Annotated in this window: 13 protein-coding genes, 2 pseudogenes and 1 riboswitch; of the genes and pseudogenes, 12 read left to right on the plus strand and 3 right to left on the minus strand. The window is 41.3% G+C overall.

Going from position 1 to position 13593, the window contains the following annotated elements; translation table 11 throughout:
* The first annotated feature begins 59 nt into the window (after window positions 1–59).
* From O9295_RS14590 to O9295_RS14615, 6 genes are read left to right on the plus strand one after another with little or no spacing between them, the layout of a single operon-like run.
* Window positions 60–551 carry a DUF29 domain-containing protein gene (locus O9295_RS14590; protein WP_079210015.1) on the plus strand — a complete coding sequence of 164 codons (492 nt, stop codon included), beginning with the start codon at window positions 60–62 and terminating at the stop codon, window positions 549–551.
* Window positions 552–589: 38 nt separating this feature from the next.
* A complete protein-coding gene (locus O9295_RS14595) occupies window positions 590–1066 on the plus strand; it encodes a DUF29 domain-containing protein (protein ID WP_147069396.1) in 477 nt (158 codons plus the stop codon).
* 3 nt (window positions 1067–1069) lie between these two features.
* On the plus strand, window positions 1070–1522 hold the full coding sequence (locus tag O9295_RS14600; protein ID WP_079210017.1) for a DUF29 domain-containing protein: 453 nt from the start codon (window positions 1070–1072) through the stop codon (window positions 1520–1522).
* A gap of 12 nt (window positions 1523–1534) precedes the next feature.
* Window positions 1535–1987, plus strand: coding sequence for a DUF29 domain-containing protein (locus O9295_RS14605; protein WP_147069395.1), 453 nt, complete (start codon window positions 1535–1537; stop codon window positions 1985–1987).
* A gap of 11 nt (window positions 1988–1998) precedes the next feature.
* On the plus strand, window positions 1999–2451 hold the full coding sequence (locus tag O9295_RS14610) for a DUF29 domain-containing protein (RefSeq protein ID WP_288033504.1): 453 nt from the start codon (window positions 1999–2001) through the stop codon (window positions 2449–2451).
* 53 nt (window positions 2452–2504) lie between these two features.
* The gene (locus O9295_RS14615; protein ID WP_287170706.1) at window positions 2505–3572 is read left to right on the plus strand and encodes a ribonucleotide-diphosphate reductase subunit beta; all 1068 of its coding nucleotides are present in this window, start codon (window positions 2505–2507) and stop codon (window positions 3570–3572) included.
* 239 nt (window positions 3573–3811) lie between these two features.
* Here the strand turns inward: O9295_RS14615 and O9295_RS14620 are convergent, their stop codons facing one another.
* Entirely contained in the window at window positions 3812–4732 is a 921-nt protein-coding gene (locus tag O9295_RS14620) for an NAD(+) kinase (RefSeq protein WP_147069393.1), read from the minus strand.
* Between the two features lie 549 nt (window positions 4733–5281).
* Here O9295_RS14620 and O9295_RS14625 point away from each other — a divergent pair.
* On the plus strand, window positions 5282–5821 hold the full coding sequence (locus O9295_RS14625; RefSeq protein WP_002757172.1) for a phycobiliprotein lyase: 540 nt from the start codon (window positions 5282–5284) through the stop codon (window positions 5819–5821).
* A gap of 86 nt (window positions 5822–5907) precedes the next feature.
* On the opposite strand, the gene thiC is transcribed toward O9295_RS14625, so the two are convergent.
* Window positions 5908–7290, minus strand: a complete 1383-nt coding sequence (thiC, locus tag O9295_RS14630; protein WP_004162805.1) for a phosphomethylpyrimidine synthase — start codon at window positions 7288–7290, stop codon at window positions 5908–5910.
* A gap of 8 nt (window positions 7291–7298) precedes the next feature.
* A riboswitch (TPP riboswitch) is annotated at window positions 7299–7395 on the minus strand.
* Between the two features lie 86 nt (window positions 7396–7481).
* Here thiC and O9295_RS14635 point away from each other — a divergent pair.
* From O9295_RS14635 to O9295_RS14655, 5 genes and pseudogenes are all read left to right on the plus strand, one after another.
* Window positions 7482–8309, plus strand: a pseudogene (locus O9295_RS14635) (RNA-guided endonuclease InsQ/TnpB family protein); the annotation flags it as partial.
* 100 nt (window positions 8310–8409) lie between these two features.
* Entirely contained in the window at window positions 8410–9534 is a 1125-nt protein-coding gene (cbiD, locus tag O9295_RS14640; protein ID WP_288033507.1) for a cobalt-precorrin-5B (C(1))-methyltransferase CbiD, read from the plus strand.
* 143 nt (window positions 9535–9677) lie between these two features.
* Window positions 9678–11303: a glutamine-hydrolyzing GMP synthase gene (guaA, locus tag O9295_RS14645; RefSeq protein WP_012265044.1), complete on the plus strand. Its 1626-nt coding sequence runs from the start codon at window positions 9678–9680 to the stop codon at window positions 11301–11303.
* Between the two features lie 88 nt (window positions 11304–11391).
* Window positions 11392–12633, plus strand: coding sequence for a DUF262 domain-containing protein (locus O9295_RS14650; RefSeq protein WP_288033508.1), 1242 nt, complete (start codon window positions 11392–11394; stop codon window positions 12631–12633).
* A 14-nt stretch (window positions 12634–12647) separates the two neighbouring features.
* A pseudogene (locus tag O9295_RS14655) lies at window positions 12648–13262 on the plus strand (HEPN domain-containing protein); the annotation flags it as partial.
* Between the two features lie 14 nt (window positions 13263–13276).
* On the opposite strand, the gene O9295_RS14660 reads toward O9295_RS14655, so the two are convergent.
* Window positions 13277–13593 (minus strand): DUF4351 domain-containing protein (locus O9295_RS14660; protein ID WP_288033511.1); only part of this gene is annotated, 317 nt, incomplete at its 5' end.

Raw genomic sequence — 13593 nt, forward strand, 5'->3', positions numbered from 1 at the left:
TAACTTCGGTGGGCAATGCCCACCTTAATTTTTTTACATCAAAGATTAGGACTGATAAAATGAGTTTTATTGATCACCTAATCACAGCTATGGATAAGACTTTATACGAACAGGATTACTATCTCTGGATAGAGAAAACCATATCTTTACTAGAAAATCATCAATTTTCCGATTTAGATTTAGATAATCTCATCGAGGAGATTAAAAGTATGGGTATCAAGGAAAAACATACCTTAACAAGTTTATTGACTAGAATAATCCAACATTTGCTGCAACTCGCTTATTGGCAATCGGAAAGCCAATATAATGCTAATCACTGGAAAGGAGAAATTACTATTTTTAGAATTGATTTATGGGAAGTTCTTGATGATAATCCAAGTTTAAAGTCCTATCTAGAGAATAGTTTTGATAAATGTTATCAGTCAGCCCTTCGTATCCTAGCTAGAAAAATGGGAGTAAAAATCAATACTTTGCCCAGGGAAAAAATTCTCACTCTTGCCCAAGCTTTGGATGATGATTGGTTTCCTGAATATGAGGATAATAATAACTGATGATTTGGTTGGATTATAGTTAATTAAGGTGAGGGACTATGGAAACGAACTTATACGAACAGGATTACTATCTTTGGTTAGAGAAAACCATATCTTTACTAGAAAATCGCCAGTTTTCTGAGTTGGATTTAGAAAATTTAATTGAAGAAATCAAAGATATGTCCAGAAGAGAACGTCAGAAGTTAGAGAGTTTACTAACTAAACTCTTGGAACATTTACTTAAATTAACTTATTGGCAATCTAAGCGCGATTACAATAAAAACAAGTGGCGACGGGAGATTTTAAATTTTCGCATTCAAATAAAAAGAATTATTAGCAACAAAAAGGATGGAACTTATAATACAAACTTAGCATCTTACCTCACCGAGATTCTTGAGCAATGTTATGAGGATGCTTGCCATCTATTTGTCGAAGGTTCTGGCATCGATAAAAGACTTTTAAGTGCTACACCTATGGGAGCAATCGACCAAATTTTAGATGAAAATTGGTTTCCTGAGTTTCTCGGAGAGGATTAAGCAATGAAGAGTGATTTATACGAAAAAGATTATTATCTCTGGATAGAGAAAACCATATCTTTACTAGAAAATCATCAATTTTCCGATTTAGATTTGGATAATCTCATCGAGGAGATTAGCGACATGGGCAAAAGCCAACGACAAAGTTTAAAGAGTTATTTGACTCGGTTATTAGAACATTTGCTAAAACTGGTTTACTGGCAGTCGGAATTAGAATATAATCAAAGAGGATGGAAAAATGAAATTCGTAACTTTCGCCTAGGAATTCAACAAATTATTGAAGACAGTCCCAGTTTAAAGCCCTATCTAGCGGAAATTTTCTCGTCCTGTTATCAAAATGCCCGTAAATTGTTTCTGGATTTATCTGGAATGGCTGAAAATTTGGTCGGTTTAGCTCCAATTTGCACTATAGAACAGGCTTTAAATGAGGATTGGTTTCCTGAAATATCAAAATAATGGGGGATAATTATGGAAAAGAACTTATACGAAAAAGACTACTATCTCTGGTTAGAAAAAACCATATCTTTACTAGAAAATCATCGGTTTTCTGATTTAGATTTAGAGAATTTAATTGACGAAATTAGTAGCATGGGTAAAAGTGAGAAACGAAGTTTAGAAAGTTATTTAACTCGGTTATTAGAACATTTGCTGAAACTAGCTTACTGGGAATCGGAATTAGAATATAATCAAAGAGGATGGAAAAATGAAATTAGGAATTTCCGTCGTGCCATAAAAAGAATTATTGCCGATAGTCCTAGTCTACAGCCTTATCTAATTGAAATTTTTAACAACTCTTTTCAAGAAGCTCGTATTTCTTTGATCGAATTATCTGGAATGGCTGAAAACTTGGTCAGTTTAGCTCCAATTTGCACTATAGAACAGGCTTTAAATGAGGATTGGTTTCCTGAAATATCAAAATAATGGGGATAATTATGGAAAAGAACTTATACGAACAGGATTACTATCTCTGGCTAGAGAAAACCATATCTTTACTAGAAAATCATCAATTTTCTGATTTAGATTTAGAGAATTTAATTGACGAAATAAAATCTATGTCTATCAGTCAACAGAAAGCATTAAAAAGCAATCTGATTGTGATTTTATGGCATTTACTAAAATACTTACAAGAGCCAGAAAAACAAACCAGAAGCTGGGCATTAATCCTTTTTGAGCATCGCGAGAGAATCGAAGAAGATTTAGAAAATAGCCCTAGTCTTAAGAGTTTTTTAACAGAAGACAATTTAAAAAAATGCTATAATAAAGCCAGACAAAAAGCCGCTATTGAAACAGGGATAAACCTAGAGAAATTCCCGAAGGATTGCCCATTGACTTTGGCAGAAGCCCTAGATTTTGAATTTATTCCTAATCAAAATCAAAACATTTGACTTTTTACCGAAAATCTCTTATAACCTAAAAGTGCCATAATATCCAAGTAATCATGTCCTTACATTTAGTTAATTCTTGCCATTCGATGCCCATTTCCCCGATCTTCAATCCAGCGGGAGATGATGCGATCGAAAACCGTTCGATCTGGTTTGGTAACACCACCAACCTGATGCAGTTAAACGATGTCCGCTACACCTGGGCGGTGGGTTTATATCAACAAATGCGCGAAAATTTCTGGATTCCGCAACGCTTAGATATCACTCAAGACGTAACTGAATACGGGCATCTTACCGACGAAGAAAGATATGCTTATGATGGTATTTTATCCTATCTAACTTTTCTTGATTCCGTACAAACCTGTAATATTCCCCACCTAAAAGGTAGCGTCACTGCGCCAGAAATTAGTCTTTGTATGGCGGAACAAATTTCCCAAGAAGCCATGCACAATCAAAGTTATCAATACTTAATTGAAACCATTATTCCCTCGGATCGCAGAGGCGAAGTTTATGACTTTTGGCGTACCGATAAAGTTCTCAAGGATCGCTGTCAATTTATCGCTAGTCTCTACCAGCAATACATCGATAAACAAACTACTGAAAGCTATTTTATCGCCCTTCTTGCCGATTATTTGCTGGAGAGTTTGTATTTTTACAACGGCTTTATCTTTTTCTATAATCTCGCTTCTCGACAGCTAATGTCCGGTAGTGCTGACGTTTTCAAAATGATCAACCGGGACGAATTAAGTCACGTCCGTTTGTATCAGAAACTTATTCCCGAAGCCATGGCAACTTTTTCCCATTCCGTTGAACAGATTTATGAGATGTTCGATACGGCCGTTAAACACGAATGTCGCTGGACAAATCACATTGTTGGCAACGACATTTTAGGTATTACCGAATACAGTACCGAACAGTACACCAAATACCTCGCTAATATTCGACTGAAAGCGATCGGACTTGAGCCTTTATACAGGGAAGAAAAGTATAACAAAAGTCCCTATAACCATCTGGAACGCTTCTCCGATACCAAAAAAGAAGGCCACACCAAAGCGAACTTTTTTGAAGCAACCGTGACCAGTTATGTTATGTCTTCTGGCTTAACTGGATGGGATGAAATTTAAAATTTACGGGACAAGAATAACCCAATTTCTTACCACAAAGGGGCAACTTTGTCAAATATTTTGACAACTTTTGACCCTCTCTTGCAGAAATACCGACAATCAGTAAATGCGCTTCTGGGTTTGGGGGGTTCTACCCGCAAAAGCTGGGATTGACTGATAAAATCGGAGGTAATGACCAATTTTAGAAGATATACTCAATCATCCCCCAGACACCACTCCCAGAAGCTCTTGAGCCATTCCTAATTATGACGATTGCCATCATAATGAATTCTCGCCCCGGCCCATTGTAATTTTTCCTGTAGAGTCTGATAAAAAGAATAGCTTTCCCGCAGGATAATAAATTGGGCGAATTTTTCAGCTTTGGTAACTCCCACCCATTGCCCGGGCCAAATGGAAGTGGCTAAAGCGCCATCCATCCAGAGTTTAGTGTTTAATTCGTAGTCTCCCAGGGGCCAAATACTGACCAGAGATGCCGGGGGAATGACAATCGGCCGACTGGAGAGACTCAAGGGACAAATCGGGGTGACAGCGATCGCTTCCATGCCGGGGTGTATAATCGGGCCATTAGCGGAAGCGGTGTAACAGGTGGACCCCGTGGGAGTAGCCACTAATAAACCATCTCCTTGGTACTGATCTACTACTTCCCCGTCCACTTCGATTTCCAGGATCGAGGTGGGCATCCTATCGATACTAGCGGGTTTCACACACATCTCATTCAGGGCATAAAATGCCTCGCTCACTGGCTGCGGATTTCTTTTATCCCCTTCATAGATTCTGGCCTTTAACATCATCCGTTGTTGTACCGCATAGTGATCGGATTGTAAACGCTCCCAGACCGTCTCCGTATCTTGGAAAATCTCCAAAGGTTCCGTTAAAAACCCCAGATGGCCGCCGACATTCACCGCTAAAATCGGAATGTCTTCCTGAGCTAAATAGCGAGCAGCGGCTAAAATGGTTCCATCTCCCCCCAAAACGATGGCGAGGTCGATTTTTCCCGATGCTGAGGCTAAAAATACCGGATAGGGATTATCTTTAAAGCCACTGGGTCCCATTAAAACTTTACACTGACGGGCTTCTAACTGTTTAGCGCATTTTTCCGCCCATGCTTTACTTTGGGGATGGTTGGCCTTATGGGCGATGATTACTTGTTTTAACTGCACAGAGTTGAGACCTTGTTCGGAGGTTCTATATTTTTAACAATACCAAGACCGGGCAGATCGGGTGAAAAGTAAGTAGGGTTTGCGGCAAAAAGTTTGTTGGTGGGGTCAGGAGTCAGGAGTCTCCGAGTCAGGAGACAGGAGACAGCTATCAGGGATCGGATTTGAGTTTTCAGTTCACTGTTTACTGATCACAGCAAAAAGCTGACGGCTTAGATGTGTAATTAATTTTGCTTAGGTACTTAAAAGGTAAAAAAGGGGTTGGGGGAAGAACCTCGGCCTCTCTGTAGCCAATTTGACAGAATTAATCGATAGATAGGGGTAAATGGAAGTAACTAGGATAAGCTCGCAGGTTTTAGCAATTTTATCCCGTTTTTTCCCTGTAAATGCTGTATCTGTGCGACTTTTTCCCAATTATCTCCCTCAACACCCCTACCACTTAATTTCCATGCAGGGTTATAATTGTATTAAGATGTGTAACAATTCTCTGGCAATCTCTTGACAAAGGATAACAAATCTGCTCTCCCAAAAAACAGGAAAGGTTTTATTTCTATGACATTAATTCAAACCGCCCAATTATCGCTGGAAACCTCGGCTTTAGCCTTTTTTAAGCAGACAGAAGGACGCTGGCAATCCCAGAGACGTTATTACACCCTCACCCAAGAAACGGAACCCCAAGAAGTTATCAGCGCCATCGAGATCAAATATTTACCCCAAGGCAGCGAACCATTAATTCAACTTGCCCGTTTACATAATCTGGAAGATACAGCCTTATTGGGTGGTACGGAAGTCACTTGGCAAAGTAATTATCTGCGTCCCCAGAGTAAAAAACCCTCCAACGGTTCGACTATATTCGGTATTTTAGATAATATTCTCTATCGCGATCGGGGATTTGCGACGGATAAACCCGTTAGCGCTATTTATACCTTTCCTAACCCCTCTACTCTCTGTCTGAGAACAGAATACGCCGGTTCTGTCTTTGAAGAAGAAATTAAACTCATCGGTCAACAATATCGCACCCGACAAACTATTATCTCTCGCGCCGGTCAAGAATTGATGATCGGTCAATATCTAGAAAAACGGGTCAATTAGTCAAAAAATCGGCGGCTATTCCCAGAATTTTGACTTCTATGCTAGGAATAGGGCTGAAATCAAGCAGCCCTTCCCATAACTCCCCTTTAAACCGGGGTTAAATTGTCTTGATTCTGACTAGCGAGAAACTTCTCTAATTCCGTAATTGCATCGGCATCGACTTTAGTTTGCATGGGACAGAATTTCGGTCCACACATCGAACAAAACTCCGCCGTCTTATAGATATCTGCGGGTAAAGTCTCATCGTGGTATTCCTTAGCGCGATCGGGATCCAAGGATAACTGAAATTGACGATTCCAATCGAAATTATAACGAGCAATGGAGAGTTCATCGTCACGATCGCGCGCTCCAGGGCGATGACGGGCGATATCTGCCGCATGAGCCGCTATTTTGTAGGCAATTAAGCCATTTCGCACATCTTCAGCGTTGGGTAAACCGAGATGTTCTTTCGGGGTGACATAACATAACATCGCCGTCCCGTACCAACCCGCCAGAGCCGCCCCGATCGCCGAAGTGATATGATCGTACCCTGGAGCAATATCGGTGACAAGGGGACCAAGAACATAGAAAGGTGCTTCGCTACACTCCTCCATTTGTTTTTTCACATTAAATTCAATTTGATCCATGGGAACATGGCCAGGCCCTTCCACCATCACCTGTACATCGTGTTCCCAAGCGCGGCGCGTCAGTTGGCCGAGGGTTTTCAATTCCGCTAATTGGGCCGCATCGGAAGCATCGTGGGTACAACCAGGACGCAGGGAGTCACCGAGACTAAAAGAAACGTCATAACGCTTGAAAATCTCGATAATTTCATCGAAATGGGTGTAGAGAGGATTTTGCTTGTGGTGGTGTAGCATCCACTTAGCAATAATACCACCACCCCGGGAGACAATCCCGGTCAGACGGGTTTTGACTAAAGGCAGGTGTTCGATGAGGATTCCCGCATGAATAGTCATGTAATCTACCCCTTGCCCGGCGTGTTTTTCGATAATATGGAGGAAATCTTCGGGGGTGAGTTTTTCAATATTGCCGTGAACGCTTTCCACCGCTTGATAGATGGGTACAGTACCGATGGGGACAGGAGAAGCATTGATAATCGCAGTGCGAATTTCGTCCAAATTACCGCCACCGGTGGAGAGATCCATCACCGTATCTGCGCCGTATTTGACCGCTAGGTGTAATTTTTCCAGTTCTTCGTTAATATTCGAGGAGTTAGGGGAAGCCCCGATATTAGCATTAACTTTACACTTAGAAGCAATACCGATCGCCATAGGTTCGAGGTTGAGGTGATTGATATTAGCGGGAATAATCAGTCTTCCTCGGGCGATTTCACTGCGAATCAATTCGGGAGAGAGATTTTCCCGTTTTGCCACATAAGCCATCTCTTCGGTAATTATCCCCTGACGGGCGTAGTGCATTTGCGATACATTTGCTTGTCCGCGCCGGGGGGCAACCCATTCTTGTCTCATAATTTTATTTCCTCTGTAAACAGCTTCCCTACGCTGGAATTACCCAGTCTCAGGTTCTAAGGGTCTTTCTCAGCCTGATTGCCTCAGACACCCCTAGCTATGACGGCAATTGTACCACTGTTGAGGACTGAGGAGATAAAGCTTAAGATTGTTGTTTGATTGGGCAGTTAGGCTAAAACCCACTTAGACCCCCTACAATAAACTTCTTAGGTGACGAATACTTAAATTTTCCACAATTGGGAAAAATTCGGATTAGGAAATCCAGAAAGTACCCGCCCTGGTTCGAGCCTAAACAAGCTCGAATTATCCAAAAAGCGTCGGGATTTTACGTTTCGGTTTCCTTCCAATCTACGGAATTAGTTCCCGATATGACAGTGGGGAAAACCTGTTTAGGAATTGACGCGGGGATTGAGAGTTTTGTTGCTACTTCACGGGGAGATTTAATCAAAGCCCCTCGATTTTTGTTGAAAGTACAGAGTAAGCTTAAATTGCTACAAAGACGCTTGAAACGGAAAACTAAAGGCTCTAGCAATTGGTTAAAACTTCAGGAGAAGATAGCGAGATTACATGAAAAAGTGTCTAATACCCGTAGAGATTGGCACTTTAAACTAGCTCATTACCTTTGTGATTTTGCTGATAATATCTTTGTTGAGGATATTAACTTCGTTTCGTGGTCTAGAGGGATCGTTAGAAAACAATCTCTAGATTCGGGCATCGGTAGTTTTATTAATGAGATATTACCGTTTGTTGTTTGGAAACGGGGGAAATATTATCTTAAGGTCGATAAAAACGGAACTTCCCAGGATTGTCCTAATTGTGGCGCGTTCACTGGTAAAAAAGCCTTATCGGAAAGAGTTCACCGGTGTGATTCTTGCGGTAACATTGAACCAAGAGATACGGCATCAGCGAAGGTAATCGAGAACCGAGGAAAAAACGCGGTCGGACTGACCGTGTTAGAAAACGCTCGCGGAGGCGATTTGACGGGGATCGACCGGGTTAAACTCGGTCGATCTAGTTAAAAGCCTAAGAACCGAGAATCCCCCGCTACACCGCGCGAGCGGTTAGCGGGGGAGAGTCAAAATCAGATCACGCTAATTTGATTGGTTATGGACCCTATTCATGTCTATCTCTCTACCCCGTTCAGGTTACACTTTACCGGTTTTTGCCTGTGCCAGTGCGATCGCATCTCTCCAGCATCTCCACGGCGAAAATGAGCTAAATTCCGTTACTTTTAATCTTTTAGAACCGCCAGAAGCCGTTACAATTGCCATCGAACAAGTTGCCCGACTTAACCCCGATGCTGCCCTAGCCATCACCCGCAGCGATCCGGGGGATAATTTAGATTTAACTAGAAATACCCCTATATGGGCGTTAGTAGAAAGAAAGACGGGTAATCAAGAGATAGAGATTCAAGGCGGCGAAGGAATCGGCCTACAGGTTGATAATAGCGGAAAATCAGCTATCTATAGTTATGCCCAGCGTCTCCTGCAAGAAAACCTCAGACCCCTGTTACTGCCCCAAGAAAGCCTTAAAGTGACGATTATCCTTCCAGAAGGCAAAAAACTGGCCACAAGGACTTCTAACGCCGCTTTTGGGGTGGTAGAGGGATTATCTTTGTTGGGTACCACCGGCATTTCCCAACCCCTGAGCGCCCCCGGACAGTTGGAAATCTTTCGCGAGCAATTAAAAATTTTATCCCGTCGTTTCGATCGCTTGGTGTTTTGTATCGGGGAAAATGGCTTAGATTTAGCCCCTCAAATGGGTATTAATCCTGATATTTTGGTAAAAACAGCCAATTGGATCGGGCCGATGTTATTAGAGGCACAATTACAGGGAATCTCTGAAATTCTTTTGTTTGGTTATCACGGTAAATTAATTAAACTTGCCGGGGGAATCTTTCAGACTCACCATCATCTCGCCGATGGTCGTCGGGAAATTCTTACCGCCTACGCCGCTAAAATGGGTTTAGCTACCCCCCATCTCCAGCAAATTTTTGACAGTAACACCAGCGAAAACGGTCTGGAATATCTGCGTCAATTAGACCGGCAAACGGGAGATAATTGGGTGGAACGCATCTATGGAGAAATGGCTAATACGATTGATCGCCGTTGCCAAGAATACGTTTATAACCACAGTAACGGTCATCTTGGGGTCGGTTGTATTTTATTCGATCGCTCTCGTTCTTTGATCAGCAAAAGCGAAAATGGCCTTAAATTTTTGCAGAATCTACAAGTTACCCCCTAGTGACCGTGCTATGATCGTGGGAATATTTAGTCTTAAAAAATGAAACTAATAAGGCCACACTATTGTAGCTTATTTTCAGAACAATAGCCGATTTAGTTCACAAATCTTTAACCTTTTCCTGCCAGTTTCTTTTTTTGATCGCAGTGACAACTCAAACCCCCCTTCCCACCCCCCAAGAGACTTTGCCCTCAGAGTCCTTCACTAATAGCCTTAATCGTCAAATAATCATCATTCTTGACTTTGGCTCCCAGTATTCTGAATTAATCGCCCGCAGAATCCGGGAAACGAACGTTTACTCCGAAGTTCTCTCCTATCGTACCAGCGCCGAACAATTGGCCCAAATCAACCCGAAAGGAATAATTCTTTCGGGCGGTCCCAATTCCGTCTATGATCCTGGAGCGCCCCACTGTGATCCCGAAATTTGGAATTTAGGTGTACCCGTCCTCGGAGTTTGCTACGGGATGCAATTGATGGTACAGCAGTTAGGGGGCAGGGTAGAACGGGCAAAACGGGCCGAATACGGCAAAGCATCCCTATTTATCAACGATCCTACCGATTTATTAACCAATGTCGAGGACGGTTCCACCGCTTGGATGAGTCACGGGGATTCCTGCGTGGAATTGCCCGCGGGTTTTGAAATTCTCGCTCATACCGATAATACCGATTGTGCGGCCATTGCCGATCACAAGAAAAAACTCTTTGGAGTGCAGTTTCACCCGGAAGTTGTCCATTCTGTGGGAGGAATCGCCTTAATTCGCAATTTCGTCTATCATATCTGCAAATGCGAACCCACTTGGACCACGGAAGCTTTTGTCGAGGAATCGATCCGAGAAATTAGGGCAAAAGTGGGCGATAAGCGAGTTTTATTGGCTTTATCCGGCGGTGTGGACTCCTCTACCTTAGCATTCCTCTTGCATCGAGCGATCGGTGATCAACTAACCTGTATGTTTATCGATCAGGGATTCATGCGTAAGGGTGAACCAGAACGATTAATGCAGATATTTAACGAGCAATTCCATATTAGAGTCGAGTATGTCAACGCTAGAGAGCGATTTTTAGCGCAAGTGGCCGGCGTCACGGATCCCGAGGAAAAGCGCCGTCGTATCGGCCATGAATTTATTCAGGTGTTTGAAGAAGAATCGAATCGTTTGGGACCCTTTGATTATCTGGCCCAAGGAACTTTATATCCCGATGTGATTGAATCGGCCGATAGTAATGTGGATCCCAAAACCGGGGAAAGAGTCGCGGTTAAAATTAAAAGTCATCATAACGTTGGTGGACTGCCGAAAAATCTCCGGTTTAAATTAGTCGAACCCCTGCGAAAATTATTTAAGGATGAGGTGAGAAAATTAGGCCGATCAATTGGTCTTCCGGAAGAAATTGTTCGTCGTCAACCTTTCCCCGGCCCCGGTTTAGCAATTCGCATTTTAGGGGAAGTCACCGCAGATAAATTAAATATTTTGCGCGATGCAGATTGGGTGGTGCGCGACGAGATTAATAAGCAGGGAATGTATCACGATTTCTGGCAAGCTTTCGCGGTTTTATTGCCTGTCCGCAGTGTGGGAGTGATGGGAGATCAACGCACCTACGCTTATCCCATTGTCCTACGTTTAGTCAGCAGTGAAGACGGAATGACTGCCGATTGGTCCCGGGTTCCCTATGATTTATTGGAGACAATTTCTAATCGCATTGTCAATGAAGTTAAGGGAGTTAACCGCGTGGTTTATGATATTACTTCTAAGCCCCCCGGAACTATAGAATGGGAGTAGTATTGAATTATTGATTGATTGTTAGTCCCGTCCAAATATTGGGGCGGGATTTTTGCAGAATAGACAATTGAGGAGATTAATTACTACCATGACACAGTTAGAGATTTTAGAAGAAATAGAAGCGGTGGATTTTGCGGAAGAAGAAGAAGATATTGCAGGAGAATCAGCAAACCAAAAAAAGCTACAACTCAAAGAAATCTCCGAGACTGTTGTTGCTGGAAGTGATTGGACTACCGCAACGATCCGCGATCAATTAATTCGAGAAAATATTCAACTCAATCCGCGCTTTCAAAGACGAGATGCTTGGAATATTACTCGTAAAAGTCGATTTATTGAATCCCTAATTCTAGGGTTTCCAGTCCCACTGATTGTCTTAGCTACTAATAATAAGGAAAAAGGGAAATTTATCGTTCTTGATGGCAAACAACGCCTACTAACAATTTTACAGTTTTATGGTGACAGTGACACACCTAATAATAGTTTTACTTTAAAAGATTTAGAATTTTTAGATAATCTCAATGGCTGCCAATATCAGGATCTAGAAAATGACTTCAATTTAAATGATTTCTTAGACCAACTGGATAATCAAACTATCCGCACGATTGTTATCCGTAATTGGAAAACGGAGAGTTTCCTCCATAAAATTTTTCTGCGTCTCAATGTGGAAAATACCCCTTTGTCTTCTCAAGAATTAAGACAAGCATTACACCCAGGAGGTTTTATTAATTTTTTAGATGATCGAGCGATCGAAAGTCAAGCATTAAAGAAAATATTTAAATCTTCCTATCCCGATTTCCGGATGCGCGACACTGATATACTATTGCGTTATGTAGCTTTTCATTATTATTTATCCGATTATCGCGGTGATGTTAAGATACTTCTAGATAAAACCTGTCAAAATTTCAATCAAGAATGGGAAAAACGCTCAGATGAAATTATCAATGTTGTTGATCAATTTGAAAAAGCTGTCCAAACAACAATTAATATTTTTGGAGAGAAAAACTTTTCTCGTCTCTGGTTATATAAAGAAGGAAAGTATCGAAGTCAGTTGAATCGAGCAATTTTAGATGTGATGGTTTTTTACTTTTGCGATGATCTAATTAGAGCAGCTGCCGAGAAAAACAAAGAACAGATAGAAAATGCTTTTAAAGAATTATTATCTAACCCTGACAATGAATTTAGGAACTCAGTAGAAAAAACTACTAAAAGTATTAGAGCAACTTACAATCGTTTTCATTTATGGGGTCAAGCTTTATCAAAAGTATTAGATATTAACTTCAATATTCCTCAGATGGAAGACAATCGTATTATTTTTAAGGGGTTAAGATAGTTAGTTTTTTTACTATGCCGAAATCTCTGAGATTTAGACAACTAACCAAAGAATTGAATCGACTAAAAAAACAATTCCTACCTCGTAAATTTAGCGAGATAAATGAATATTCTGAAAGACAATTAGCTTTAACTTTTGCCTATCGAGTTTTTGCTCATGCTGAGATTGAATCTTATCTTGAAGATCGAGTTTGGGATACAGTACAGACAGCAAAAAATATCTGGGATCATCAAGGTAAAGCTGGTCGAGTTTTGTTATGTGTAATCGCTTTTTCTGGTCAAGAAATGGAAGCTCCTCCCGACACCCTTACTCCTCTTAAAGGTAAGAAAAATCTGCCTGAAGATAAACTAAAAATAACTAAAAAAATTGACATAGCGATTAGATGTTTTAAATCAGTTATCGATCAAAATCATGGGATTAAGGAAACTAACCTATTAAAATTACTCTTACCAATCGGCATCGATAGTGATGACTTAGATAAAGTTTGGTTACTAAATATGGATACTTTTGGAGAAGAACGCGGTGAAATCGCTCATTCTTCGGCAATAAAAACGAAAAAAACGCCTAACCCTGCCGACGAATTAGAAAGAGTTAAACAAATTATTCAAGAATTAGAGAAAGTCGATCAAAAGAAGTGTTGGTTTCAGTCATGGTTTTGGGATAACCAGTGGAGCAAATCTGCCTCATTTTCAAAGTCTAGCAGAGCTTCTCCCAAGTCTTCCAATTGCTCAACAGATAATTGACGTATCTGTTTCTCGACACTGGTTGTAACTTGACCGAAACGGCGGTTTAGTAAGCGTAATACCAAGTTAGCTCCCTCTCGCTGCATTCCCTGTTCAATTCCCAATCTTTCCACGCTAGTAATATAAGGCATCCTCGTTTCCTCCTCCAATTGACGGATTTCCCGCCAGAATTCTTGTTCTAAGTTTTTTGGCAAACTCATCAGCCAATCAATAAACC

This window comes from Microcystis sp. LE18-22.4A (assembly GCF_027531105.1).
Taxonomy (GTDB): domain Bacteria; phylum Cyanobacteriota; class Cyanobacteriia; order Cyanobacteriales; family Microcystaceae; genus Microcystis; species Microcystis aeruginosa.

What these genes read in the sequence shown, in the direction of transcription:
- O9295_RS14615 (WP_287170706.1), top strand. Translation starts at nt 2,505, where the DNA reads ATGTCCTTACATTTAGTTAATTCTTGCCATTCGATGCCCATTTCCCCG.
- O9295_RS14625 (WP_002757172.1), top strand. Translation starts at nt 5,282, where the DNA reads ATGACATTAATTCAAACCGCCCAATTATCGCTGGAAACCTCGGCTTTA.
- O9295_RS14605 (WP_147069395.1), top strand. Translation starts at nt 1,535, where the DNA reads ATGGAAAAGAACTTATACGAAAAAGACTACTATCTCTGGTTAGAAAAA.
- O9295_RS14650 (WP_288033508.1), top strand. Translation starts at nt 11,392, where the DNA reads ATGACACAGTTAGAGATTTTAGAAGAAATAGAAGCGGTGGATTTTGCG.
- O9295_RS14600 (WP_079210017.1), top strand. Translation starts at nt 1,070, where the DNA reads ATGAAGAGTGATTTATACGAAAAAGATTATTATCTCTGGATAGAGAAA.
- O9295_RS14595 (WP_147069396.1), top strand. Translation starts at nt 590, where the DNA reads ATGGAAACGAACTTATACGAACAGGATTACTATCTTTGGTTAGAGAAA.
- thiC (WP_004162805.1), bottom strand. Translation starts at nt 7,290, where the DNA reads ATGAGACAAGAATGGGTTGCCCCCCGGCGCGGACAAGCAAATGTATCG.
- O9295_RS14610 (WP_288033504.1), top strand. Translation starts at nt 1,999, where the DNA reads ATGGAAAAGAACTTATACGAACAGGATTACTATCTCTGGCTAGAGAAA.
- O9295_RS14590 (WP_079210015.1), top strand. Translation starts at nt 60, where the DNA reads ATGAGTTTTATTGATCACCTAATCACAGCTATGGATAAGACTTTATAC.
- cbiD (WP_288033507.1), top strand. Translation starts at nt 8,410, where the DNA reads ATGTCTATCTCTCTACCCCGTTCAGGTTACACTTTACCGGTTTTTGCC.